Source organism: Actinoplanes sp. HUAS TT8 (assembly GCF_051380535.1).
GTDB lineage: Bacteria > Actinomycetota > Actinomycetes > Mycobacteriales > Micromonosporaceae > Actinoplanes.
Genome location: NZ_CP195646.1, coordinates 6,350,558 through 6,374,310 on the forward strand (window position 1 = coordinate 6,350,558; position 23,753 = coordinate 6,374,310).

Sequence of the window (23,753 nt, forward strand, 5' to 3'; positions counted from 1 at the left end):
ACGTACGGGAAAGGCGTCTTTGATCGGAATTCTTGCCGCAAGATGGACGCATGCCGGAGGAGGACCAGCGGCTGGCCGGGGTGCGGGCCCGGATCGCGATCATCACCGACCCGGATCCCACGCCGGCCGAGCTGGCCCTGGTCGGGCGGTTGCTGCGGTCGTTCGTGGCCAAGACGCCGGAAGCCGTCGAACGGCTGCTCGACGGCTTCCCGGACAAGGATCCCGGCATCGTCCGGGATCAGGCGCACGCGCTCAAGGGGTCGGCCGCCAACATCGGCGCGACGGCGCTCGCCGCCCTGTGCGCGGCCCTGGAGGACCAAGCGCGCGCCGGGAAGGTCCCCGACGTGGCCGAGGAGATCCGCGCCGAGGCCGCGGCCGCGCTGACCGCCGTGTCGACGCTGGCCGAGCAGTACGATCAGCGGTGATTGGCGAACGCGGTCGGCTTGTAACTGGCCTTGTAGGGGACCGCGGCCAGCACCTCCTCCACCAGTTCGACCGCGCGGGCGAAGTTGGTCAGCCGGTCCAGCATCAGCTCGGTGATCACCGTCTCCTTGCCGATCAGGACCAGGCCGTTGGTCGCCACCACGTCCTCGACCAGGCGCATGCCGACCTCGAGCTCGGTCACCCGGACGCTCTTGACGGTGTCCTTGAGCGCCCGCACACCCTTGAGCCGGCGCAGCGCGGCGATCACGTGCGGGTAGTGGTCCTCGCGCTCCTCGATGGCGGTGATCGCGTTGACCGCGTTGATGCCGCGGGACTCCATGGCCTCGTAGGCGATGGCCGTGCGCAGCACCGCGATGGCGTCCTCGGCCAGCGCCGAGCGTCCCTCGACCGGGCCGGGCCGCCCGGTCAGGCCGCTGACGATGGCCAGGACCTCCTCCATCATCGGGATGTCGCCGAGCAGCCGGGTCGCGACCCGGGGCATGTTGTCGACGGCGGCCTGCTCGTCCTCGCCCAGCGGCATGCCGCGTTCCAGCTTCTGCCAGGTGGTGGCCGAGACGGTGACCGCGCCGAGCTGGGAGGCCATGGCCGCGACCTCGATCTCCCACAGGCCGTCGAGCTGCAGGATGTGGCAGAGTTCGCCGACCAGGGTGCTGATCCGGCCGGCCCGCTGGTAGGCGGGCGGGTTGGACAGTTCGAGGACCCCGAACAGCGCTTTCACGCTGGTCCGCAGCGTGCGGTCGAGCAGTTCGCGGTCGGCCATGGCCTCGTCGTGCTTGGCCACCGACTCGCGGATGGCGTTGCGCAGCGCCTCGGTGTCGGCCGGCTTGGGCAGGTAGCGGTAGACGCCGCCGGAGTTGATGGCCGCGACCGCGGTGGCCATGTCGCCGTAGCCGGTGTGCAGCACGCGGGTGATGGCCGGGTACTCCATCTGGACGCGGCGCAGCAGTTCGATGCCGTTCATGCCGGGCATCCGCATGTCACTGATCACCGCGGCGGCGGTGCCCAGTTCGGCCAGCACCTCCAGGGCCTTGGCCCCGTCGACGGCCGTGAGCACTCGGTATTCCCGGCCGAGCTGCAGCGAGAGCGTGTCGAGCACGGTCTCCTCGTCGTCGACGACGAGCACGACGGGTTTCTTGTCGTCGGCGTTGGCCGACTTGTACAGCTCGGTCCGCATGGGTCCCCCTTCACCTGGTGCCGCCAACATCGACGCCACGTGGCGAGTCATAAGCGTTCAGTAACGGGGTAATTACGCGACCGGAACTCCTCAACCGGACCGTGCAGGCGTCGAAGTTTCCTCACGTGTCCACCGCCAGGAAGAAACGGATGCAGATGAGCGCAGTCGGTGATGAGGCCCGCGTGGCCGCGGTGCAGAGCTATCAGCTGCTCGACGCGCCGCGTCCTATCGTCCTCGACGAGCTGACGCGGCTGGCCAGTTCGGTGTTCGAGACTTCCATGTCCACGGTCACGCTCGTCGGCCCGGACCGTCAGTGGTTCGCCGGCAGCACCGGCATGCCCTCGGGCGGCGGCCCGCTGAACACCTCGTTCTGCGGGGTCGTGGTCGACCGGCGGGTGCCGCTGATCGTCAAGGACGCGCTCACCCACCCGGTCTACCGGACCTGGGAGAACGTGATGGGCGTGCCGAACATCCGGTTCTACGCCGGCGTGCCCCTGGTCGACGAGGACGGCTTCCTGCTCGGCACCATGTGTGTGCTCGACGACCGGCCCCGCGAGGCCGGCGACCGGCAGCTGGACCTACTGCACACGATGGCCGGGCAGGCCACCGGGCACCTCTCGGCGATCCGCAACCGGATGCTGCTGGCCGAGGTCGGCGACGAACTGTCCCGGGCGATCAGCCGCGAGGAGGACTTCGTCGCCACCGTCTCGCACGAGCTGCGGACGCCGGTCACCACCATCCAGGGCTATCTGGAACTGCTCGTGGACAACGAGGAGCTGGCCCCGTACCGGAAGATGATCGAGCCGATCCAGCGCAACGGCGAACGTCTCGTGCGCATGGTCGACCACCTGCTCGCCGGGACACGGCCGGCCGGCACTCCCCTGCCGCTGCTGCGCGCCCAGACCGACCTGGTCACGGTCGCCGAGGCGGCGATGGCGGCGTGCCGGGCGCAGGCGACCCAGCGCGAGGTGGCACTACGGCTGGAGATCGCCGGCGACGGCGGGCCGTTCCCGGTGCCGGGCGACTTCACCCGGCTCAGCCAGGCCGCCGAGCACCTGGTCCGCAACGCGGTCCTGTTCAGCCCGTCCGGGTCGGCCGTCCGGATCCGGGTGTCGGAGAACGGCCTGGACGTGGTCGACCACGGTGCCGGCATCCCGGCCGACGAGCTGCCGCACGTGATCGAGCGCTTCTACCGCGGCCGGTTCGCCCGCGAGCAGGCAGTTCCCGGCGTCGGCCTGGGGCTGAGCATCGCCCAGCGAATCCTGCGGGCGCACGACGGCGAGCTGACCGTAATGTCCGACGGATCCGGAAAGGGCACCACCGCGAGGATGACCGTGATCTCCTGACCCTATGGGCATATTGCGGCGTCTGCGGCTCGGGGGCCGCCTGTCGGTGGCCTACGCCGTGGTGCTGGTGATGCTCGGGGTGGCCGTCGCGATCGGTGTGATCGGGCTCAACCGGCAGTCCGACTCCGCGGCCGAGGTCCAGTCGCTGCAGCGGCTGCTGCACCAGGTGGACGAGCAGAAGTACTACGACGGGGACATCTCCGGGTGGCAGATCGCCTACGCCTGGGACACGTACCGCCTGGACCCGGTGACCGCGGTGAACCCGAAGACCGACAACCGGGCCGGTTTCCTCGGCGACAAGGCGAAGCTGCTCGCCCTGCTCGCGGCCACCGACACCGGGTCGATGACGGCCGACGAGAAGAAGATCTTCGACACGCTGGTGACGACCTGGGACCAGTATTTCGCGGCCGACCTGCAGATCGTGGCCGCCTACGGCAAGAAGGACATCGCCGGCGGCAACAAGATCCTCCTCGGCCCCGGTTACGACCTGTACTACGTGATCGTCGAGGGCACCGAAAAGCTGGTCTCGTCGGTCACCGCCCGCGCCGAGCAGGCCTCCACCACCGCCCAGAAACAGGCCGGCACCGCCCGGAACTGGCTGATCATCGCGTTCGCGCTCGCCGTGGTCGCCGCCGTGCTGCTCACCGTCGTCGTCACCCGCAGCATGACCCGCCCGGTCGGACGCCTGGTCCGGACCCTGCAGGCGATGGCCGGCGGCGACCTCACGGTCCGGGCCGACACCTCCGGCAGCGACGAGATCGCCACCATGGGCCGGGCCGTCGACGACGCCATCACCGGGGTCCGGGCCACCGTCGTCGAGATCGTCCGCAGCGGCGACCAGCTGCAGGACGCGTCCGAGACCATGCGCCGGGTCAGCCACGAGATCGACAGCGCCGTCGCCGAGGCCGACCAGCAGGCCGGACTGGCCGCCGAGAGCGCATCCGGGGTCTCCGGCAGCGTGCACGTGGTCGCCGCCGGCACCGAGGAGATGGGCTCGGCGATCAGCGAGATCTCCAAGAACGCGGGCGACGCCGCCCAGGTCGCCACCGACGCGGTCGCCGCCGCCCGCGCCACCAGCGCCACCATCAACCGGCTGGGCGACTCGTCGGCACAGATCGGCGACGTCATCGACGTGATCACCACGATCGCCGCCCAGACCAACCTGCTCGCCCTGAACGCGACCATCGAGGCCGCCCGGGCCGGCGAATCCGGCAAGGGCTTCGCCGTCGTCGCCAGCGAGGTCAAGGACCTGGCCCAGGAGACCGCGCGGGCCACCGAGCAGATCTCCCAGCAGATCGCCGCCATCCAGAGCGACACCGGCCAGGCGGTCACCGCCATCGACGAGATCAGCCGGATCATCGAGCAGATCAGCGACTACCAGACCACCATCGCGTCCGCGGTCGAGGAGCAGAGCGCGACCACGGCCGAGATGAACCGCGGCGTGACCGAGGCGGCGACCGGGGCGTCCGACATCGCCGGGAACATCGCCAGCGTGGCCACCAGCACGGCCGCGAGCCGGGCGGCGGCCGGGCAGGCGGCGCGGACCGCGCAGGACGTGGAGACCCTGGCCGAACAGTTGCGCTCCGCCGTCCGAAGATTCCAGATCTGATTTTGTACGGACGGAGCGGAACGGTCCCCGGAGGTCGGTCCGCGACGCCCGGCCCGCTCCGGGCCGCTCCCGCGCCGCCGTCATCGCCGCGGCCCGCGGCGCCCGGCCCACTCCAGGCCGCGGCCGCGCTGCCGTCATCGTCGCGACCCACTCCAGGCCGCTCCCGCGCCGCCGTCATCGTCGCGGCCCACTCCAGGCCGCGGCCGCGTCAGCCGGCGAGCAGCGGGAGGACGCCGGTCGCGGCCATCGAGCGCCGGACGATCCCGCGCGCCCCGACCACCTGGAAGATCGCGCCGAGGGCCAGCGCCCGGGCCCGGGCCCCGATGAGCGCGTCGATCCCGGCCGAGTCGCAGAACGTCAGCCCGGCCACGTCCAGGATCAGCCGCCCCGGCACCCGCCCGCTCAACGCCCCGCCCACGTGCTCGTCGAGCAGCCCGGCCGTGGCCAGGTCGAGCTCGCCGTGCAGGGCCAGCCGGACCACCCCGGGCCCGTCGTAACGAACGACCCTCACTCCGCACCGCTCTCGATGCCGGGGCAGGGCAGCAGCGCCACCCGTACCTGTTTGCCGCCCTCGTGGTTGTGCACGGTCCAGGTCTCGGCCAGCGCCTCGATCAGCGCGATCCCCCGCCCGCCGACGTCATCCGGGTCGCGGCGGCGGGGCACCACCGTCGAGCCGTCGGCGACCGCGACCACCACCCGGTGATCGTGGGCCTCCAGGTGCAGGGCGACGCAGCCGCCGCCGTGCCGGACCGCGTTGGTGACCAGTTCGCTGACCACCACGGCGGCCGCGTCGAGCCAGTCGGGGTCGCGGAATCCCCAGCCTCCGAGGACGGCCACCACCGCACGGCGGGCCGCGCCGGGCGCGCCGTGGTGCAGGGGAACGTCCAGGTGAGCGGTCAGAGCACTCATGCAACAAAACCTCAGGAGTCGCCGATATGCGGGCGGACAGTACCCCCGCGGGCCCGGTCGCGAAACCTGAGGGCGCTTATTGTCGCTTTCTACCTTTTCGGGCTTTTTGTGCCTCTAAAGTACGGCCATGGCAGCGGTGCTGGTCGTCGAGGACAACCCGGAACATCAGGCGGTTCTCGCCGAGATCGTCCGCCGGCTGGGTCACGTGGCCACGGTCGCCGACGACGGCCGGGCCGGGCTCGCCGCCGCCCTGGCCGACCGGTACGACCTGATCATCGCCGACGTCGACATGCCGCACCTGGACGGCGTCCGGATGTGCCGCGCGCTGCGCGCCGAACCGGCCACCGCCGACGTACCGGTCGTCCTGATCACCGGCTACCTGCCGCCCGGCGACACGTTGCTGACCGAGGCGGGCGCCACCGCCGTCGTGTCGAAACCGTTCAGCGTCCGCGGCCTCACCGAAACCCTGCGCCAATGCCTGCCGTTGCCGCCGGACGCCCCGTTCCTGGCCGAACTGATGCAGAGCCTGGACACCGGCGCCATCGCCTGCGACCGGCAGGGCCGCCCGGTCTTCGTCAACACCGCGATCCGGGACTTCTTCGGCGACGAGAGCGCGACCGTGCCGATCCGCGACTGGCCGGAACGCTTCCAGCTGCGCCACCACGACGGCACGCTGCTCGCCCCCGACGAACTGCCGCTCGACCAGGCGCTGCGCGGTCATGAGGTGCATCATGCCGACGTACGGGCGTCCGACCGCGAACACCGGCCGCGCTGGCTCGCGATCAACGCCCGCCCGGTCCGGGACGCCACCGGAACCCTGCTCGGCGCCGTCGCCGCCGTCCACGACGTGACCGCGGACCACCACCAGATCCAGTACGAGAAGTGCAAGGCCGAAGTCCTCCAGACGCTCGTGCACGCACGGGACGTCCAGGAGGCCGGCAAGTCCGTGCTGCGCATCGTGTCGGCGTGCCTGGACTGGCCGTACCTCCGCCTCTGGCTCGTCGATGAAGTGACCGAACGCCTGCGGCCCGAGGTCACGCACACCACCCCCGACGCCGAGGACATCCCGTTCCCGCCCAGCCTGAACCGCGGCCAGGGGCTGGCCGGCCGCTGCTGGGCCACCGGCGAACTGCTCTGGGTGCCCGACGTCCACGCCCCCGGCTCGCCGGTACTGCCACTGGTCCGCGCGACCGGATACCGGGCGGCCGGCGCGGTCCCGGTCCTCAGCGCCGAACAGGTCGTCGGTGTGCTCACCTTCTTCACCCCGGAACGGCAGGACCCCGAACCGGCCCTCGCCGTGCTGCTCACCGGCATCGCCGGACTGTTCGGGGCCTACCTGGAGCGGCGACGGTCGGACGAGTTGCAGAACCAGCTGGCCGCCAGCATCGGCGAGTACATCGCGCTGGTCGGGCACGAGCTGCGCACCCCGCTGACGTCGATCGCCACGTACACCGACCTGATCGCCGAGTCCGGCGACGAGACCACCATCGGCGAGGTCCGCGACCTGCTCGCGGTCATCGAACGCAACAACGCCCGGCTGCGCACCCTGGTCGAACGGCTGCTCGACCTGTCCGCCCTGGAATCCGGGCACGCCGGCCTGACCCCGGGCACGGTCGACCTGTCGGCGCTGCTGCAGTCCGCCGTCGCCACCGTCATCGCCGACTCCGGCGAACCGAGCGGCCGCATCCGCACCGGCCTGCCCGACCGGCTGGAGATCGCCGGCGACCAGACCCGGCTGCGCCAGGTCGCCGAGAACCTGATCGGCAACGCGGTCAAATACAGCCCGGCCGGCACCACGGTCACCGTCACCCTGACCTCGGACGAGGACGCCGCCGTACTCACCGTGACCGACGCCGGCATGGGCATTCCCGAAGGGGAACGCAACCGCCTGTTCGCCCGCCTCTACCGCGCCACCAACGCCCGCCACAGCGGCATCCCCGGCGCCGGCCTGGGCCTGGCCCTGTCCCGCGCCATCGTCGAACTGCACCGCGGCACGATCACCCTCACCGCCGGCGACACCGGCGGCACCACCGCCACCGTCCGCCTCCCCCTGTCCGCCACGGTCGCCGCCCCGATGGGATGATCACCCCCATGACGTACGGGAAAGGCGCCCCGCGCCCCACACGGTGACCGGCTACGTGCCGTCGCCCACACCGGCCGACCGGAACGGCATCCCCGCCGTCGTCGCCCGTGGGCGGATCAGCCGTGGCCCAGCAATTTGGTGGCCAGGACGGCGGCCTGGGTGCGGCGTTCCAGGCCCAGCTTGGCCAGCAGGGACGACACGTAGTTCTTGACCGTCTTCTCGGCCAGGAACATGCGGCCGGCGATCTCCCGGTTGGTCAGACCCTCGGCGACGAACTCCAGGATGCGCCGCTCCTGGTCGGTGAGCCCGGCCAGTTCGCGCGGCTGTTCCACGCCGTTGCGGATGCGTTCCAGGACGCGCTGGGTGACCGCCGGGTCGAGGAGGGACTGGCCGGCGGCGACCCGGCGGACCGCGTCGACCAGGTCGGTGCCGCGGATCTGCTTGAGCACGTAGCCCGACGCGCCGGCCATGATCGCCGCGAACAGGGCCTCGTCGTCCTCGTACGACGTCAGGATCAGCCCTTTGATCGTCGAGTCGACGGCGCGCACGTCCCGGCACACGTCGATGCCGTTGCCGTCGGGCAGCCGCGCGTCGAGGACGGCCACGTCCGGTTTGAGCGCCGGGATGCGGGCCGCCGCCTCGCGGGCGGAGCCGGACTCGCCGACCACCTCGATGTCGCCGCCCGCCTGCAGCAGGTCGATCAGGCCACGCCGTACGACCTCGTGGTCGTCGAGGAGAAAGACTCGGATCATGTCTCCTTTCTAACCTCCGCCCGGCCCGGTCACACAGGGCCATAGGTCCCGGGTGGGACGGGACGCGCACCGGTTAGCCTCGGGGCCGTGGCCGAAGGATCAACGCCGTCGCTGGGTCTGAGTCCGCTGTCCCGGGTCCGGCTCGACGAGCTGCTGCAGGAGATGCTGGACCGGGTCGGCGACGTGGTGAACAGCCGGGAGCGTCTGCGCGCCCTGCTCGACGCGGTCGTCGGCATCGGCACCGACCTGGACCTGCGCAGCACCCTGCAGCGGATCGTCGAGGCGGCGTGCGCCCTGGGCGGCGCACGGTACGGTGCGCTCGGCGTCCTCGGGCCGGACCTGTCGAGCCTGTCCGATTTCATCACGCACGGCATCGACCCGGTCGCGCACGCCGCCATCGGGGATCTGCCGCACGGCCGCGGCGTGCTCGGCCTGCTGATCACCGATCCGCAGCCGGTCCGGCTTCCGGACATTCGCCGACACCCGCATTCGTACGGTTTCCCGCCGAACCATCCGCCGATGCACAGCTTCCTCGGTGTCCCGGTCCGCACCCGCGATCACGTCTTCGGCAACCTCTACCTGGCCGAGAAGCAGGGCGCGGCCGAGTTCAGCGACGACGACGAGGAGATCGTGGTCGCGCTGGCCGCCGCGGCCGGGGTGGCGATCGACAACGCCCGGCTGTACGAGCTGGCCCAGCGGCGGGAGCGCTGGCTGGCCGCGGCCGCCGAGATCACCGGCGTGCTGCTCGGCACCGTGCACCGCACCGAGGCGTTGCGGCTGATCGCCCGCCGGGCCCGCGAGGTCGCCGGCGCCGAGCAGGTCCTGGTGCTGCTGCACGAGGAGGAGAACGCGCGCTACCGCATCGAGGTGGCCGACCCGGAGGACGCCGGCCTGGCCGGTCAGATCATCGCGGCCGACAGCCCGGTGGTCCGTGACTTCGGCGCCGAACGTCACCGCCTGGTCGACGACCTGCGCGCCGCGGCCGAGTGGCCGGGCCCGGTTCCGGCCGGTCCGGCCCTGGCGGCGCCGCTGACCGGGGTCGAGCGCGGTGTCCTGATCGTCTCGCAGTCCCCGGCACAGGCCGCGCTCGGCGCCGACGACGCGGTGCTGCTCTCCACGTTCGCCGGGCAGGCCGCGCTGGCGCTGGAACGCGCCCGCGCCCAGGAGGAACGCGAGCTGCTGGCCGTCCTCGAGGACCGCGAGCGGATCGCCCGGGACCTGCACGACGTGGTCATCCAGCGGCTCTTCGCGACCGGCATGCACCTGCAGGGCGCGGTCGGCCCGGGCATGCGGCCGGAGGCGGCGAAACGCATCAACGACGCGGTCGACGACCTGGACGCGACGATCCGCGACATCCGCCGGTCGATCTTCGAGCTGCGCGCCCCGGTCGGCCCGTCGCTGCGCGGTGAGCTGCGGGAGGCGGTCGCCGCGGCCGAGGCCGCGCTCGGTTTCCGGCCCGAGCTGGAGACGTCCGGCCCGGTCGACAGCGCGGTCCCGGACGACGTGGTCCCCGAGCTGATGGCCGTCCTCCGCGAGGCCCTGGCCAACGTGGCCCGCCACGCGCGGGCGACCGCGGCCCGGGTCTCGGTCCGGGTCACCGACGGTCAACTACATCTTCAGGTACGCGACGACGGCATCGGCATCGACCCGGCGCTCGCCCGCGGCGGCGTCGTCAACATGAGCGAGCGCGCCTCGGACCTGGGCGGCGCCTTCGAGATCGGCCCGGCCCCGGACGGCGGCACCGTCCTCACCTGGCGAGTCCCGCTGACTTCCTGAGCGGGACTTTCGGCCCTGCCCGGGGCCGTTCGCGCGAGGCACCGTGGAGGGTGTGAACGGCTACGACGAGTCAGACCTGCGGCGCGCGGCGGCGGCCGGCATCCGGGCGCCCTCGATGCACAACACCCAGCCGTGGATGTTCCGGCTGCGGGCCGGCGCGGTCGAGGTGCTGGCCGATCCGCGCCGCCGGCTGACCGTCGCCGACCGCGGCGGCTGGGCACTGCGACTCGCCCTCGGCGCGGCCACTTTCAACGCCCGTCTGGCCCTGGCCTGGGCGGGCACCCCGGCCGAGGTGGCCCTGCTCCCGGATCCGGACGAGCCCGACCTGATCGCCCGGCTGACGCCGGGAAGAAAACGGCCGCCGACGTACGCCGAGCGCGACCTGCACGCCGCCGTCGCCCGCCGGCACAGCAACCGGCAGCCGTTCTGGCCCGACCCGGTGCCCGCCGACGCCCGGGTCCGGCTGATCGAGGCGGCCCGCGCCGAGAACGCGTGGCTGGACCTGCTCGTCGGCATGACCGCGCTGACCGGCTTCTCGGAGATCGCCCACAGCGCCGACCGGGTCCTCCGCCGCGACGGCCGCTACCAGGCCGAACTCGTCACCTGGACGGACACCGAGGACGCCCCGGACGGCATGCCGGCCTACGCCGGGGCCGCGATCGGCGAACCACAGGACCTGATCCCGCAGCGCTCGTTCACCGACCGCCGCCGCCCGCCCGGCCGCGACTACGAGCCGGAGCCCCTGGTCGGCATCCTCGGCACGACCGGCGACCGCCGGCTCGACCAGGTGCAGGCCGGCCAGGCCCTGCAGCGTGTCCTGCTGACGATCACCGACGCCGGCCTGGCCTGCTCGATGATCTCCCAGCCGATCGAGGTCCCACCCGCCCGCGACCAGCTGCGCCGCTCCCTGGGCCGGACCGGCTTCCCCCAGCTGGCCCTCCGCATCGGCTACGGCCACCCCGGCCGCCACTCCCCCCGCCGCCCCCTCCCCGAAGCCCTGACCCCCTAACCCCCAACCCCCACCAGCCCACCACCGCCGGCCCCACCCAGCCCTCAGCACCAGCCGACACAACCAAGCCGCGCCCGCACCCCTCGCGACCACGCGAAAGCCCAGCCCGCCGCGCGGGTCACGCTCGCCAGCTGGCACTGAGGGCTGTTCCCGGCCGGTTTTACAGCCGTGAGCACCAGCCGACACGAGCAAGCCGCGCCCAGGCCCCTCGGGGCCGCGACCTCGCGAAAGCCCGGCCCGCAGCGCGCGTCGCGGTCGTCGGCTGGTGCTGAGGGCTGCTTCCGGCCGGTTTTACAGCCGTGAGCACCAGCCGACGCGAGCGAGCCGCGGCCGGGCCGTTTGGGGCAGCGGCCTCGCGAAGGGCCGCGGCCTCGCGAAGGGCCGCGGCCTCGGGAAGGGCTGCGACCACGCGAAGGGTTGCGGGGTCGGGGAAGGGTTGCGGGGTCGGGAAGGGTTGGGTGGTGGGTTGCGGTGTTGGGGGGTGGGGGTTGGGTGATCGGTTTCGGGCTTGGACGGGGGTGTTGCTCTGACCGTGACCACCCGGCCACGTCGCCCTGGAGGGTCTCGCGTTCTGGGCGCGCCAGCGCCCTGCGAGGCCCGGAAGGGTCCCCGCGGGAGCGACGGTCCGGACCACAGCGAAGAGGGGACATCAAGATCTTGACGTTGATTTTGATCGTGATCACGTTCATCACTCGTTCCAGTTGCCAAGGATGTGCAACAGCTACCTTTGGCTTATAGGCTGACCCGGCGGGGAAGTCCGGCCCCGCGAAGGGGAGGCGCCATGGATGCGCAAGCGATGCACATCGCCAACGGGATTGTGAACGGGCCGGTCTCCGCGATCTTCGTGGTGTTCGCGGTGGCGGTGCTGGCGGTCTGCGTCTGGAAGGCGCGGGCCGACCTGGACGATCGACTGGCGCCGATGGCCGGTCTGGTCGCCGCGTTCATCTTCGCGGTGCAGATGTTGAACTTCCAGGTGCTGCCGGGCGTCTCCGGGCACCTGCTGGGCGGCACTCTGGCCGTCATCCTGGTCGGGCCGTGGGTCGGCGCGCTGTGTGTCTCGACCGTCCTGATCGTGCAGTGCCTGCTCTTCGCCGACGGCGGTCTGACCGCGATCGGGCTGAACATCACCAACATGGCGATCATCGGCACGGCCGCCGGATATCTGCTGGTCGCGGGCCTGTTGCGGCTGCTGCCGAAGACGCCCGGCGGGCTCGGCGCGACCGCGCTCGTCGCCTCGATCGTGTCGGTCGTGGTCGCCTCGCAGGGCTTCGTGCTGGAGTACGCGCTGGGCGGCACCACCGACCTGTCCCTCCCGTGGATCTCCGGCACGATGGCCGGCACCCACGTCCTGATCGGTGTCGGCGAGGGTCTGATCGCCGCGACCACCGTCGCGACGGTGGCCCGGGTGCGGCCGGATCTGGTCTACGCGCTGCGCCGGTTCCGCAAGCCGGTCGTGGCCCCGACGACGCTGGAGACCGCGGCATGACCAAGAAGCTCGGATGGTTCCTCGCCGGCGGCCTGCTCGTGGCGCTGCTGCTCGCCGGGGTGGTCAGCAACTTCGCGTCGTCCAGTCCGGACGGTCTGGACGCCACGGCCCGCGAGGGTTGCACGTTCGACGCGGCCGGGGAGATCACCGGCGGCACCTGCATGGCCCGGCAGGAGCAGGGGCATCAGATGAAGGACAGCCCGCTGGCCGACTACGGCATTCGCGGCATCGACGATCCGGCTCTGTCGACCGGCCTGGCCGGGGCCGCCGGGGTGCTGATCACTTTCGGTATCGGCGCGGGCGGTTTCTGGCTGGTCCGCCGCCGCGACCAGAAGGCCGCCTGAGGTGGGGGCGGGGCACGCCCACCCGCTCTACCTCGATCGGGCCGGCCGGGTGCACCGGCTGGCGCCCGAGGTGAAGATCGTGGCGGTGCTGCTGTTCACGATCGTGGTGGTGCTGACCCCGCCCACGTCCTTCTGGGCGTTCGCCGGGTATGCCGCGTCGCTGGCGGTGGTCGCCCTGATCGCCCGCGTCCCGGCCTGGTGGCTGCTCAAGCGGGCCACCATCGAGCTGCCGTTCGTACTGCTGGCGGTCGCGCTGCCGTTCTTCGGGCACGGTGAGCGGGTCGACTGGCTGGGGATGTCGCTGTCGGTCGACGGGCTGCACGGGGCGTGGAACATCTTCGCCAAGGGGACGCTCGGCGTGCTGGCGTCGCTGATGCTGGCCGCGACGACGACGATGCGGGACCTGATCCTCGGGCTGGACCGGCTGCGGGTGCCGTCGGTGTTCACCCAGATCGCGACGTTCATGCTGCGCTACATCGACGTGCTCGCCGACGATGCCCGGCGGATGCGGATCGCCCGGTTGTCCCGCGGGTACGACCCGCGGTTCCTGTGGCAGGTGAAGGCGTTCGCGGTCGGGGTCGGTTCGCTGTTCCTGCGCTCCTACGAGCGGGGCGAGCGGGTCTATCTCGCGATGGTGTCCCGCGGCTATACCGGGCGGCTTCCGCAGGTCGCGCGGGATCGGGCGCCGGCCGGGCAGTGGGCGGTCTCGGCGGTCCTGCCGGTCGTGTCGGCCGGGATCGCGGTCGCGGCAGCGGTCCTAACATGATCGACATGGCAATTCCCGCGCTCCAGGTCGCCCGGCTGCACTACTCCTACCCCGACGGGCGGGAGGCGCTGCGCGGCGTCGACCTGACCATCGCCGCCGGTGAACGGGTCGCGCTGCTCGGCCCCAACGGTGCCGGCAAGACCACCCTGGTCCTGCACCTCAACGGCATCCTGCACGGCGGCGGGGGCACCGTCGCGGTCTCCGGCCTGCCGGTCACCCCGGGCGACCGCTCCGCGATCGCCGAGATCCGCCGCCGCGTCGGCATCGTCTTCCAGGACCCCGACGACCAGCTTTTCATGCCTACGGTCGCGGAGGATGTCGCTTTCGGCCCGGCCAATGCGGGGGTACGAGGTGAGGAGCTCGACACCCGTGTCGACGAAGCGCTGGCCGCGGTCGGCATGAGCGGGCACCGCGACCACGTCCCGCATCACCTGTCGTTCGGGCAGCGGCGGCGCGTCGCGGTGGCGACCGTCCTGGCCATGCGGCCGGAGATCCTGGTCCTCGACGAGCCGTCGTCCAACCTGGACCCGGCGAGCCGGCGCGAGCTGGCCGAGATCCTCGCATCGTTGCCGGTGACGCTGCTGATGGTGACCCACGATCTGCCGTACGCGCTGGAGTTGTGCCCGCGCTCGGTCATCCTGGACGACGGGCGGATCGCCGCCGACGGGGAGACGGCCGCGCTGCTGTCCGACCGTGAGCTGATGCGCGGGCACCGGCTGGAGTTGCCGTTCGGCTTCGACCCGGCCGCCGCCGTGGCGTCCCGCCGGCCCTGACCCGGCCGGCGTGAGCGGGTCGCGGCCGGGAGCCGGAGTGGGCCGGGCCGGGCGGCGGGGGCACGAGCGGGCGGCTCACCGCCGTACGCGCACATGGTCGAAGCCGGACCACAGCGGACCTTGAGCAGGCGAAAGGCGCCGGACCGAAGCGGACCCGGCGCCTTTCGGACGATCTCAGGCGGCCTGCCGGAGCTCCTCGGAGGCGCCGCCGACGAGCGCCTGCCAGGTCTCCCGGCCGACGACCCCGTCCGCGGCCAGGCCGGCCTCGGCCTGGAACGCGCGGACCGCGGACTCGGTGCCCGGCCCGAACACCCCGTCGGGCGCGGACGCGATGCCCTTGCGATGCTGGAACTCGTGCTGGAGGCCGCTGACCGCGCTGCCCGAGGCGCCCGGGCCGACCTCGATGATCAGGGCCTGCCAGGTCTCCGGGCCGACGATGCCGTTGTCGGGGAGTCCGCGGGTGTGCTGATAGGCACGTACCGCGTCACCGGTCTGGGCGCCGAAGACGCCGTCCACCGTGACCGTGTGGCCGTGCGCCCGCAGCAGGTATTGCAGCGTGGGCACGGGATGCTGCGTCGAACCCTGTCGGGTCGTCGGCCAAAGGCTGAACGTACCGGCCATCCGGGGGTCCCCTTCCTCAACGTCGAGTAGGCGTGTGTCATTCACCTTCGCGTCATCTGGCGTCGAAAGAAAGGGTGAAGTATCTCTCCGCCCGTACTTTCCAAGGCGGAGAGACCGTCAAACCCTCCTAGATCAACTCTGCGCCCAGTCGCCGAGTGACCAATCCCGCACCTCAGGCATGTCCTCGAGGTGCTCGACGACGTAGGCCGCGTGCCGTTCGAGCTGGGCCTCGCACCAGGCCTTGACCTCGGACGCACCGCTCGGCAGCCGCCCGGCGTTGTTGATCGCGTCGATCACCAGGTGGTACCGCGACGCCTTGTTCCGCACCGTCATGTCGAACGGCGTGGTGGTCGTGCCCTGCTCGATGAAGCCGCGCACCCGGAACCGGTCGGCGTCCGGCCGGCCGTGCACGAGCTGGTGGATCGCGCCCGGGTAGCCGTGGAACGCGAACACCACGTCCACGTGGTCGGTGAACAGCTCGCGGAACAGGGTCTCGCTCATGCCGTGCGGGTGGTCCTTGGTCCGGGGCAGCGTCATCAGGTCGACGACGTTGACGACGCGGACCTTCAGGTTGGGCAGCTTCTCCATCAGGATCCGCGCGGCCGCGACCGTCTCCATCGTCACCACATCGCCGGCGCAGGCCAGCACGATGTCCGGGTCACTGGTGCCGTCGTCGGTGCCGGCCCACTCCCACACGCCGGCGCCCCGCGCGCAGTGCTCGATCGCCTGATCCATGTCCAGCCACTGCAGCTGCGGCTGCTTGTCGATCACGATCAGATTGATGTACGACCGTGAGCGGAAGCAGTGGTCGGCCACCGAGAGCAGCGTGTTCGCGTCCGGCGGCAGGTACACCCGGGCGACGTCGCCGCGCTGGGTGAGCACGTTCTGGATCAGGCCCGGGCCCTGGTGCGAGAAGCCGTTGTGATCGTTGCGCCAGGCCGTGGACGTGAGCAGGATGTTCAGGCTCGGGACCTTGGCCCGCCAGTCCAGGTGCCGGGCCTCCTCCAGCCACTTGCCGTGCTGGATCGTCTGCGACGCGCTGACCATGGCGAACGCCTCGTAGGTGGCGAACATGCCGTGCCGCCCGGTCAGCGTGTAGCCCTCCAGCCAGCCGTGGCAGTTGTGCTCGGAGAGCACCTCCATGACCCGCCCGCTGCGGCTGATCTTCACGTCGTCCGGCGTGACGTGTTCCATGAAGCCGCGGTCGGAGACGTCGAAGACGGCGCCGAGCCGGTTCGAGTTCGTCTCGTCCGGGCAGAACAGGCGGAACCGGTCGTCGTTGCGGGTGTAGATGTCGCGCATCAGCTCACCCAGCTTGCGGGTGGACTCGGCCCGGCCGGATGCCGGCTGTTTCACCTCGACCGCGTAGTCCCGGAAGTCGGGCAGGTCCAGGTCCCGGGTGAGCCGGCCGCCGTTGGCGTGCGGGCTGGCGCTCATCCGCAGGTCGCCGTCGGGCGCCAGGTCGCGGACGAGCGCGGTCGGGGCGCCGGCCGCGTCGAAAAGCTCCTCCGGCCGGTACGACTTCAGCCACTCCTCCAGCATCCGCAGGTGGTCGGGGTTGTCCTTGACCCCGGAGAGCGGCACCTGATGGGCCCGCCAGGTGCCGCCGACGGTCACGCCGTCGACCACCTGAGGGCCGGTCCAGCCCTTGGGCGTACGGAGGATGATCAGTGGCCAGTGCGGCCGCTGCCCGTCCCAGTCGCCGCCGCGGGCCGCCGCCTGAATGCTCTTGATCCTGCCCCACGCCTCGGCCAGCGCCGCCGCGAACCGGTGATGCATGCCGGGCAGGTCGTCCCCGCCGACCTCGATGATCTCGTAACCGTGGCCTTCGAGCAGCTTGCGGACCTCGGCCGGATCCTTGCGGGCGAGCACCGTCGGCCCGGCGATCTTGGCGCCGTTGAGGTGCAGGATCGGCAGGACCGCGCCGTCGTGCTCGGGGTTGATGAACGAGATGCCCTTCCACGAGCCCTCCAGGGGCCCGGTCTCGGCCTCGCCGTCCCCGACCACCGCGATCGTCAGCAGGTCCGGGTTGTCCATCACCGAGCCGAACGCGTGGACCAGCACATACCCCAGCTCGCCGCCCTCGTGGATCGAGCCGGGCGTGGTCACGCTCACGTGGCTCGGGATGCCGCCCGGGCTGGAGAACTGGCGGAACAACCGCAGCAGCCCCTCCTCGTCCTGCCCGACCTTCGGGTAGACCTCCGAGTACGTCCCCTCCAGGTAACCGGCGGCGACCAGGGCCGGCCCGCCGTGCCCCGGACCGGCCAGGTAGATCGACTCCTGCCCGGTCGTCCTGATCAGCCGGGACACGTGCGCGTAGATGAACGACAGCCCCGGACTGGTCCCCCAGTGACCGAGCAGGCGCGGCTTGATGTGATCGGGTTTCAAGGGCTCGCGCAGCAGCGGATTGGCCTGCAGGTAGATCTGGCCGACGGTGAGATAGTTGTTGGCCCGCCACCAGGCGTCGAGGCTCGCCACCTCGGCATCGTCGGGTTCGGCGAGCTTGCGCACCAGGTCCTCGGTCACGATCTTTCCTTCCGTGAAGGCTTCGTCGTTACTTACGGTCCTCCGCCGGGACCCGGCCCGGCAGGGCCCTTCGGCCCTTCCGATCGGGACGTTACCCGCGCGGACGTGCGCTATGCCCAGCCATCGACGTGAACGCCTCGTTAAGTGCACCGCCCTCCGCGCGATCAAATTTTCAAGGACGATTTCGCCGTACGGCGGGTCAGGCGCGCGGCTTCACCCGGGTCCGGAGCCGGGTCAGCGCGTCCGCGTACATCCGGGTCTTGATCGTGCCCAGGGTGTCCCCCGCGTTCGGCGCCAGCATGAACGCGATCTTCACCGCGGTCGCCCGGACCGCGTCCGCCGGCACCGCGTGGTCGACGATCCGCGCGGCCAGGGCCTCGTCCCCGCCGTACCGCCGCCCGGTGGTCATCGCCTCGTGCGCGACCTGCGGGGCCAGCCGGCTCTGGATCAGCGCCGACATGCCCGGCGTGAACGGGATGTTGATGTTGACCTCGGGCAGGCAGAAATAGCCCCGATCGGCCCGCATCACCCGGAAGTCGTGCACGAGCGCGAGCATCGCCCCGGCCGCGAAGGTGTGCCCCTGCAGCGCCGCCACGGTCGGGACCGGCAGCGCGAGGAACCGGGCGAACAGTTCCTCGACGTCGTCCGCGTACGCCTGGAAGTCGGCTCCGCTGCTCCCCAGCCAGTCGAGATCCAGCCCGTTCGAGAAGAACTTCCCGGTCGCGGTGGTCACCAGAGCCTTGTTCCCGTCGGCCTTCTCGACCTCGTCGAGCGCGCCGTTGACGGCGGCCAGCCAGTCCGGGTGGAACCGGTTCTCGCCGTCCCCGAGGTCGAGAACGAAGACGTCTTCCTGGCGATCGAGCGTGGGCATCATGGCCTCCTGTCACGAAGTTACCGAACGGTAACTTGCGGCCGCACGACCGGTCAAGGTAACCCTGGCACTACCGACACCCTGGCTTCGACCGACCATGATGGACGCCTGCGCGACGTCCCGGCCGCCGGTGACGTGCAGGATCAGATCGAGCACGCGATCCGGCAGGCCATCGGCGACCGTGTCGAGTGGCCGGCGCTGGCCCGCTCGGCCGGCGACGCGATGCCCGTCATCATGCTCGACGGCTTCGACGAGCTGCTGCAGGCGGTCGGGGTCAGCCAGACCGACTACCTGCAGCGGGTGGCCCGATTCCAGGAGCGCGAGGCCGAGCAGGGTCGTCCGGTCGCCGTGATCGTGACCTCCCGCACGGCGGTCGCCGACCGGGCCCGTGCGCCGGAGAAGTCCGTCGCGATCCGGCTGGAGCCGTTCGACGACGAGCGGATCACCACCTGGGTCGGCATCTGGAACGACACGAACGCGCCGAACTTCGCCGCCCGCACCCTGCAGCCGCTGTCCACCCGGATGGTGCTCACCCACCGCGACCTGGCCGGGCAGCCGCTTCTGCTGCTCATGCTCGCGCTCTACGACGCCGACGGGAACGCGCTGCAACGCCTCGGTGCCGACATCCGCGCGAGCGATCTGTACGAGCGGCTGCTCCACACGTTCGCGCTCCGGGAGATCACCAAGCACCGGCCTGATCTGCCGGGCCGTGAGCTGCAGGTCGCGGTCGAGCACGAGTTGCGGCAGCTGTCCGTGGTGGCGTTCGCGATGTTCAACCGGGCCGCGCAGTGGGTCACCGAGGCCGACCTGGAACACGACATCGCGGCGCTGCAGGTCCGCGGCACGACGGCTCCACCCACGGTGGTGGGGATGCGGGTGCCGCTGCGGGAGTCGGAACTGACCCTCGGCCGGTTCTTCTTCATCCACCGGGCCCGGGCCTCGCAGGACGATGCGCACTTCCAGACGTATGAGTTCCTGCACGCCACCTTCGGCGAGTTCCTGGTGGCCCGGCTCACGTGGCGCGTGCTGCTGGATCTGGCCGCCCGGGACGCGGCCGGTTCGTCACCGCTGGGCAGCGAGCCGGCCGACGACGCCCTGCTCCGCGCGCTGCTGTCGGTGCAGCCGCTCAGCCTGCGGGCCCCGGTCCTCGCCTTCCTGGCCGAGCTGGCCGCCGTGGATCAGCCGCCGGGCCTGACCGGGCTGCTGGTCGGCCTGTTCCAGCGGCTGCCGCACTCGCCGCCGCTCCGGCGATACGCCGCATACTCGCCGGGATCGCCGAGCGAACCCGCCCGCTATGCGGTCTACAGCGCGAACCTGCTGCTTCTCGTCGTGTGCACGGCACCGGAGATCCGGGCGAGCGCACTTTTCGGCATCGAGGGAGACCCGGTCGCCGCCTGGTCCAGCCAGGCGCTGCTCTGGCGCTCACAACTGAGCCCGGCCGGGTGGGGCAGCCTGGTCGACGCCCTGATCCTCGAACGCCGCTGGACCGCCGACCTCCGGGACATCCGCCTGGCTCGCGCCGAGCAGTCTTTCGTCCCACCCGCGGTCGACCTCTACTGGACCATGGGAATCTCACCGAGCGACCAGGGCCACGGCGATTTCCTTTACATGTCGGGCGATCTCTTCGGCGATCGTCTCCACCGCAACACGTACTTCCAGTGCACCTCCAACGCAGACCTCATTTTGCACGCCGCCGAACCTCATCCCGTCGGCGTCAACACCTTCTGGGGAAATATGTCCGCGGCTCACGCACTCATGACCATCTGACTCTCGCCCACGGAGCAGGCATATCGGAAGGCCGCCTGGATCGCCGCTTCAGTCGGGGGGATGTGGCCGAAGGCGGATCACATCCAGTACGCAACCGCCCTTTTCACGCGGATGGCGGTGGACCGATCCGTCCGCTCCGAATTCGTCACCGACATCCTGGAAGAGATCTGCACGCCCGTTCCGGATGCAGCGCTGGTGCCCCTGATCCGGCAGGCCGCCACGGCTCACCTGGATCGTGATCGCCGATGTGACGACCGGCTGCGAGCGATCCTCGAGAGGACCGCCCTGAAGTGACCGGCGGGGCCTTGTAGGTCCCGCCGGTCAACGGGGGCTGCTAGCCCAGGGTGAGGGTGCAGCTGTCCTGGTCGGCCGGGACCTCGGTGATCGCGGCGCCGAGCTGGACTCGCCAGGGCAACGGGTCGCCGGAGCGGCCGACGCGGATCTCGTCGCCGTCGCGGAGGACGGTGAAGACCGTGTCGGCGCCGGACGGGCCGGGGACGATGACCGCGGTGCGGCCGTCGGCCGGTTCGAACAGGCGCAGCGTCACGCCGTCGCGGTAGTCGTAGTCGGGGCGGTCCTGGCGGGCGCCGACCGGGATCACCGCGCCCGGGCGGACCAGCAGCGGGGCGCTGAAGAAGTCGTGGCTCTCGCGGACCCAGCCGGGCCCGGTGACGACCTCGCCGGTCTGGTAGTGCGTCCACCGGCCGGCCGGCACGTAGTACGACACGTCGCCGCCGGCGGTGAAGACCGGGGCGACCAGCAGGTCGCCGCCGAGCAGGTACTGCCGGTCCAGGTAGGTGGCGGCCGGGTCGGACGGGAAGCCGAGGATCATGGGACGCATCACCGGGACGCCGGTGAGGTGGGTTTCCCGGGCGGCGCCGAACAGGTACGGCATCAGCCGGTACTTGAGGTGCGTGAAGTGCCGCAGCACGTCCACCGCTTCCTCGTCGAAGTTCCACGGCACCCGGTAGCTCTTCGACCCGTGCAGCCGGCTGTGCGAGGAGAGCAGCCCGAACGCCACCCACCGTTTGAACACGGCCGGGTCGGGCAGCCCTTCGAAGCCGCCGATGTCGTGGCTCCAGAAGCCGAAGCCGGACGACATCAGGGACAGCCCGCCGCGCAGGCTTTCCGCCATGGATTCGAACGTGCCGGTGTTGTCGCCGCCCCAGTGCACCGGGAACTGCTGCCCACCGACGGTGGCCGAGCGGGCGAACAGCACGGCCTCGCCTTCTCCGCGAGAGGAGCGAAGCACGTCGAAGACGACCTGGTTGTAGAGCTGCGTGTAGTAGTTGTGCATCCGTTCCGGGTCGGATCCGTCGTGCCAGGCGATGCCGTCGACCGGGATGCGTTCGCCGAAGTCGGACTTGAACGCGTCGACACCCATGTCGACCAGCGCGCGCAGTTTCGACGCGTACCACTCACGGGCGTCGGGGTTGGTGAAGTCGACCAGGCCCATGCCGGCCTGCCAGCGGTCCCACTGCCAGACGTCGCCGTTCTCCGTCCGTACCAGATAGCCGTTGGCTTTTCCTTCGGCGAAGAGCGGGGAGCGCTGGGCGATGTACGGGTTGATCCACAGGCAGACCTTGAGGCCTTTGCCGGCCAGGCGTTTCAGCATGCCGGCCGGGTCGGGGAAGATCCGGGTGTCCCATTCGAAGTCGCACCAGTTGAACTCGCGCATCCAGAACGTGTCGAAGTGGAAGACCGACAGCGGCAGGTCCCGGTCGGCCATCCCGTCGACGAATTTGTTCACCGTCTCCTCGTCGTAGGAGGTGGTGAACGACGTGGTCAGCCACAGTCCGAAGGACCAGGCCGGCGGCAGTGCCGGGCGGCCGGTCAGCGCGGTGTACTTGCGGATCACGTCGGCCGGGGTCGGCCCGTGGATGACCAGGTAGGACAGCGACTGCCCGGCGACGCTGAACTGGGTGCGGGTGACCATCTCGGAGGCCACCTCGAAGGAGACCTTGCCGGGGTGGTCGACCAGCACGCCGTAGCCGGCGCTGGTGAAGTAGAACGGGACGTTCTTGTAGGACTGCTCGCTGCTGGTGCCGCCGTCCTCGTTCCAGATGTCGATGCTCTGGCCGTTCTTGATCAGCGGCCCGAACCGCTCACCGAGGCCGTAGACAACCTCCCCAACCCCAAGATCCAATTGCTCGTGTACGAAGTTCCCGGCCGAACCGGAGACGACGCCCATCCCCTTCCACCCGCTGCCGGTGATCCGTTTCCCGTCGGCGAGGAAGTCCAGCCCCCAGTCGTCCCCGTTGCGCACCTGCGCCGTGAGCGCCCCGGAGGTGAACGACGTCGGGGTGACCGCGATGTCCGAGGGTTCCGAGGCGAGCGCGAAGTTCGGCCCTTTCGGGACACCGCCCTGGAAGTGCTCGATGGTGACCCGGATGACGTCGGGGGCGGGCGCGTTCAGCGTCACGGTGACCAGCGGCGAGTCCAGGGTGTCCCCCCGGTCGAGGATCCGCCGGGTCGCCGCGTAGACGGTCAGCGAATCGGGCCCCGGGGTGCTGTCCTGGAACTGGGCCGGGTGCACGACGGTCAGGCCGTCCCGCTTGCGCCAATAGCCGTCGGTGAACTTCATGTGGTTCCTATTCCTAAAACAGGGGGGAGGTCACTTGATGGCGCCGGCCGCGATGCCGCGCGTGAGCGTCCGCTGGAAGATCAGGAAGAAGACCATCGCCGGGATGATGCCGATCAGCGCGGAGGCGCTGGTGGTGGTGGCGTCCATCATCCGGTCGCCCTGGAGCACGCCGAGGGCGACGGGGACGGTCTGGTTGTCGTTGGAGATCAGGAAGATCAGCGGCAGGAAGAACTCGTTCCACGTCCAGATGAAGAAGAACGTGAACAGCACGGCCAGGGTCGGCCGGCTGACCGGGACCACGACCCGCCACAGCGACAGCCACTTGCCGGCGCCGTCGATCGAGGCGGCTTCCAGCAGCTCCTTCGGGAACTCGGTGTAGACCGAGGTCAGCAGGTAGGTGCCGAACGCGCTCTGGATGACGGTGAAGATGATGATGATCGACCACAGGCTGTCGTAGAGGCCGAGCTGCTTCGACAGGTAGTACAGCGGGTAGACCAGCACCTCCTGCGGGAGCAGGTTGGCGATCAGGAAGAAGACCAGGAACCAGATCCGGCCCTTGACCCGGCCGATACCCAGCGCATACGCGTTGAACACCGACAGGATCACGCCCAGCACGGCCACCACCAGGCTGGTGATGAAGCTGTTCCAGAGTTTGAGCCCGAAGTCGACCCGATTCCAGAAGTCGACGATCCCCTGCCAGTACAGGTGGTGGGGCAGGGCGAGCGGGCCGTTGGCGGCGTAGTCGGCCGGGCTCTTGACCGCGTTGATCGCCACCACGAGCAGCGGCGCGACGATGAGCAGGAGCAGGACGAGCAGGACGGTCAGGACGAGGAAGCGGCCCGGGTGACGCTGACGGAGCGGAACCCTTTCCGGCGTACGGGAGGTGGACGCGCGCGTCGCGGTGAGAGTCATC

The 23,753-nt window shown here is 70.8% G+C and carries 21 protein-coding genes; 12 read left to right on the forward strand and 9 right to left on the reverse strand.

Annotation, left to right across the window (positions count from 1 at the left end; all coding sequences use genetic code 11):
* Positions 1–50: 50 nt before the first annotated feature.
* A complete protein-coding gene (locus tag ACSHV8_RS28425; protein WP_436520455.1) occupies positions 51–425 on the forward strand; it encodes an Hpt domain-containing protein in 375 nt (124 codons plus the stop codon).
* On the opposite strand, the gene ACSHV8_RS28430 is transcribed toward ACSHV8_RS28425, so the two are convergent.
* Positions 416–1,618 carry a response regulator gene (locus ACSHV8_RS28430; protein WP_436520457.1) on the reverse strand — a complete coding sequence of 401 codons (1,203 nt, stop codon included), beginning with the start codon at positions 1,616–1,618 and terminating at the stop codon, positions 416–418. The two genes, ACSHV8_RS28425 and ACSHV8_RS28430, sit on opposite strands and share 10 nt — an antisense overlap.
* Positions 1,619–1,743: 125 nt before the next feature.
* Here ACSHV8_RS28430 and ACSHV8_RS28435 point away from each other — a divergent pair, with 125 nt between their 5' ends.
* Positions 1,744–2,964, forward strand: coding sequence for a sensor histidine kinase (locus ACSHV8_RS28435; protein WP_436520459.1), 1,221 nt, complete (start codon positions 1,744–1,746; stop codon positions 2,962–2,964).
* 4 nt (positions 2,965–2,968) lie between these two features.
* Complete coding sequence (locus tag ACSHV8_RS28440) at positions 2,969–4,573, forward strand: methyl-accepting chemotaxis protein (protein WP_436520461.1); 1,605 nt, start codon at positions 2,969–2,971, stop codon at positions 4,571–4,573.
* Positions 4,574–4,781: 208 nt separating this feature from the next.
* On the opposite strand, the gene ACSHV8_RS28445 is transcribed toward ACSHV8_RS28440, so the two are convergent.
* A complete protein-coding gene (locus ACSHV8_RS28445) occupies positions 4,782–5,084 on the reverse strand; it encodes an STAS domain-containing protein (RefSeq protein WP_436520463.1) in 303 nt (100 codons plus the stop codon).
* A complete protein-coding gene (locus tag ACSHV8_RS28450) occupies positions 5,081–5,482 on the reverse strand; it encodes an ATP-binding protein (protein ID WP_436520465.1) in 402 nt (133 codons plus the stop codon). The genes ACSHV8_RS28445 and ACSHV8_RS28450 overlap by 4 nt, the downstream gene beginning before the upstream one ends.
* 127 nt (positions 5,483–5,609) lie before the next feature.
* Between ACSHV8_RS28450 and ACSHV8_RS28455 the strand changes: the two genes are divergently transcribed.
* Complete coding sequence (locus tag ACSHV8_RS28455) at positions 5,610–7,565, forward strand: ATP-binding protein (RefSeq protein WP_436520467.1); 1,956 nt, start codon at positions 5,610–5,612, stop codon at positions 7,563–7,565.
* A gap of 116 nt (positions 7,566–7,681) precedes the next feature.
* On the opposite strand, the gene ACSHV8_RS28460 is transcribed toward ACSHV8_RS28455, so the two are convergent.
* Positions 7,682–8,317, reverse strand: a complete 636-nt coding sequence (locus ACSHV8_RS28460) for a response regulator (protein WP_436520469.1) — start codon at positions 8,315–8,317, stop codon at positions 7,682–7,684.
* Positions 8,318–8,479: 162 nt separating this feature from the next.
* Between ACSHV8_RS28460 and ACSHV8_RS28465 the strand changes: the two genes are divergently transcribed.
* The 6 genes from ACSHV8_RS28465 (at position 8,480) to ACSHV8_RS28490 (ending at position 14,471) form a co-directional block, all read left to right on the forward strand.
* Positions 8,480–10,093 carry a GAF domain-containing protein gene (locus ACSHV8_RS28465; protein WP_436536936.1) on the forward strand — a complete coding sequence of 538 codons (1,614 nt, stop codon included), beginning with the start codon at positions 8,480–8,482 and terminating at the stop codon, positions 10,091–10,093.
* Between the two features lie 52 nt (positions 10,094–10,145).
* Positions 10,146–11,102 (forward strand): Acg family FMN-binding oxidoreductase, encoded by a 957-nt coding sequence (locus tag ACSHV8_RS28470; RefSeq protein WP_436520471.1) that lies wholly within the window; start codon positions 10,146–10,148, stop codon positions 11,100–11,102.
* A 781-nt stretch (positions 11,103–11,883) separates the two neighbouring features.
* The gene (locus ACSHV8_RS28475; protein ID WP_436520473.1) at positions 11,884–12,588 is read left to right on the forward strand and encodes an energy-coupling factor ABC transporter permease; all 705 of its coding nucleotides are present in this window, start codon (positions 11,884–11,886) and stop codon (positions 12,586–12,588) included.
* Positions 12,585–12,932 (forward strand): PDGLE domain-containing protein, encoded by a 348-nt coding sequence (locus tag ACSHV8_RS28480; protein WP_436520475.1) that lies wholly within the window; start codon positions 12,585–12,587, stop codon positions 12,930–12,932. The genes ACSHV8_RS28475 and ACSHV8_RS28480 overlap by 4 nt, the downstream gene beginning before the upstream one ends.
* Position 12,933: 1 nt before the next feature.
* Entirely contained in the window at positions 12,934–13,698 is a 765-nt protein-coding gene (gene cbiQ / locus ACSHV8_RS28485; protein WP_436520477.1) for a cobalt ECF transporter T component CbiQ, read from the forward strand.
* Between the two features lie 5 nt (positions 13,699–13,703).
* Positions 13,704–14,471, forward strand: coding sequence for an energy-coupling factor ABC transporter ATP-binding protein (locus ACSHV8_RS28490; protein ID WP_436520479.1), 768 nt, complete (start codon positions 13,704–13,706; stop codon positions 14,469–14,471).
* 174 nt (positions 14,472–14,645) lie between these two features.
* Here the strand turns inward: ACSHV8_RS28490 and ACSHV8_RS28495 are convergent, their stop codons facing one another.
* From ACSHV8_RS28495 to ACSHV8_RS28505, 3 genes are all read right to left on the reverse strand, one after another.
* Positions 14,646–15,035 carry a peptidoglycan-binding domain-containing protein gene (locus tag ACSHV8_RS28495; RefSeq protein WP_436520481.1) on the reverse strand — a complete coding sequence of 130 codons (390 nt, stop codon included), beginning with the start codon at positions 15,033–15,035 and terminating at the stop codon, positions 14,646–14,648.
* Between the two features lie 189 nt (positions 15,036–15,224).
* A complete protein-coding gene (locus ACSHV8_RS28500) occupies positions 15,225–17,618 on the reverse strand; it encodes a phosphoketolase family protein (protein ID WP_436520483.1) in 2,394 nt (797 codons plus the stop codon).
* Positions 17,619–17,817: 199 nt separating this feature from the next.
* Positions 17,818–18,489: an enoyl-CoA hydratase-related protein gene (locus ACSHV8_RS28505; protein WP_436520485.1), complete on the reverse strand. Its 672-nt coding sequence runs from the start codon at positions 18,487–18,489 to the stop codon at positions 17,818–17,820.
* A 135-nt stretch (positions 18,490–18,624) separates the two neighbouring features.
* On the opposite strand from ACSHV8_RS28505, the gene ACSHV8_RS28510 reads away from it, so the two are divergent.
* Positions 18,625–20,256, forward strand: a complete 1,632-nt coding sequence (locus tag ACSHV8_RS28510) for an NACHT domain-containing protein (protein ID WP_436520487.1) — start codon at positions 18,625–18,627, stop codon at positions 20,254–20,256.
* Between the two features lie 60 nt (positions 20,257–20,316).
* Entirely contained in the window at positions 20,317–20,550 is a 234-nt protein-coding gene (locus ACSHV8_RS28515) for a hypothetical protein (RefSeq protein ID WP_436520489.1), read from the forward strand.
* A 40-nt stretch (positions 20,551–20,590) separates the two neighbouring features.
* On the opposite strand, the gene yicI is transcribed toward ACSHV8_RS28515, so the two are convergent.
* Both yicI and ACSHV8_RS28525 read right to left on the reverse strand, forming a co-directional pair.
* A complete protein-coding gene (gene yicI / locus ACSHV8_RS28520) occupies positions 20,591–22,840 on the reverse strand; it encodes an alpha-xylosidase (RefSeq protein WP_436520491.1) in 2,250 nt (749 codons plus the stop codon).
* A 30-nt stretch (positions 22,841–22,870) separates the two neighbouring features.
* Positions 22,871–23,752, reverse strand: coding sequence for a carbohydrate ABC transporter permease (locus tag ACSHV8_RS28525; protein WP_436520493.1), 882 nt, complete (start codon positions 23,750–23,752; stop codon positions 22,871–22,873).
* Position 23,753 lies beyond the last annotated feature (1 nt).

Excerpts from the sequence above, each read along its gene's own strand:
- ACSHV8_RS28525 (WP_436520493.1), bottom strand. The coding sequence starts at position 23,752 with ATGACTCTCACCGCGACGCGCGCGTCCACCTCCCGTACGCCGGAAAGG.
- ACSHV8_RS28430 (WP_436520457.1), bottom strand. The coding sequence starts at position 1,618 with ATGCGGACCGAGCTGTACAAGTCGGCCAACGCCGACGACAAGAAACCC.
- ACSHV8_RS28455 (WP_436520467.1), top strand. The coding sequence starts at position 5,610 with ATGGCAGCGGTGCTGGTCGTCGAGGACAACCCGGAACATCAGGCGGTT.
- yicI (WP_436520491.1), bottom strand. The coding sequence starts at position 22,840 with ATGAAGTTCACCGACGGCTATTGGCGCAAGCGGGACGGCCTGACCGTC.
- ACSHV8_RS28440 (WP_436520461.1), top strand. The coding sequence starts at position 2,969 with ATGGGCATATTGCGGCGTCTGCGGCTCGGGGGCCGCCTGTCGGTGGCC.
- ACSHV8_RS28460 (WP_436520469.1), bottom strand. The coding sequence starts at position 8,317 with ATGATCCGAGTCTTTCTCCTCGACGACCACGAGGTCGTACGGCGTGGC.
- ACSHV8_RS28465 (WP_436536936.1), top strand. The coding sequence starts at position 8,480 with ATGCTGGACCGGGTCGGCGACGTGGTGAACAGCCGGGAGCGTCTGCGC.
- ACSHV8_RS28450 (WP_436520465.1), bottom strand. The coding sequence starts at position 5,482 with ATGAGTGCTCTGACCGCTCACCTGGACGTTCCCCTGCACCACGGCGCG.
- ACSHV8_RS28475 (WP_436520473.1), top strand. The coding sequence starts at position 11,884 with ATGGATGCGCAAGCGATGCACATCGCCAACGGGATTGTGAACGGGCCG.
- ACSHV8_RS28480 (WP_436520475.1), top strand. The coding sequence starts at position 12,585 with ATGACCAAGAAGCTCGGATGGTTCCTCGCCGGCGGCCTGCTCGTGGCG.
- ACSHV8_RS28490 (WP_436520479.1), top strand. The coding sequence starts at position 13,704 with ATGGCAATTCCCGCGCTCCAGGTCGCCCGGCTGCACTACTCCTACCCC.
- ACSHV8_RS28425 (WP_436520455.1), top strand. The coding sequence starts at position 51 with ATGCCGGAGGAGGACCAGCGGCTGGCCGGGGTGCGGGCCCGGATCGCG.
- ACSHV8_RS28505 (WP_436520485.1), bottom strand. The coding sequence starts at position 18,489 with ATGCCCACGCTCGATCGCCAGGAAGACGTCTTCGTTCTCGACCTCGGG.
- ACSHV8_RS28515 (WP_436520489.1), top strand. The coding sequence starts at position 20,317 with ATGTGGCCGAAGGCGGATCACATCCAGTACGCAACCGCCCTTTTCACG.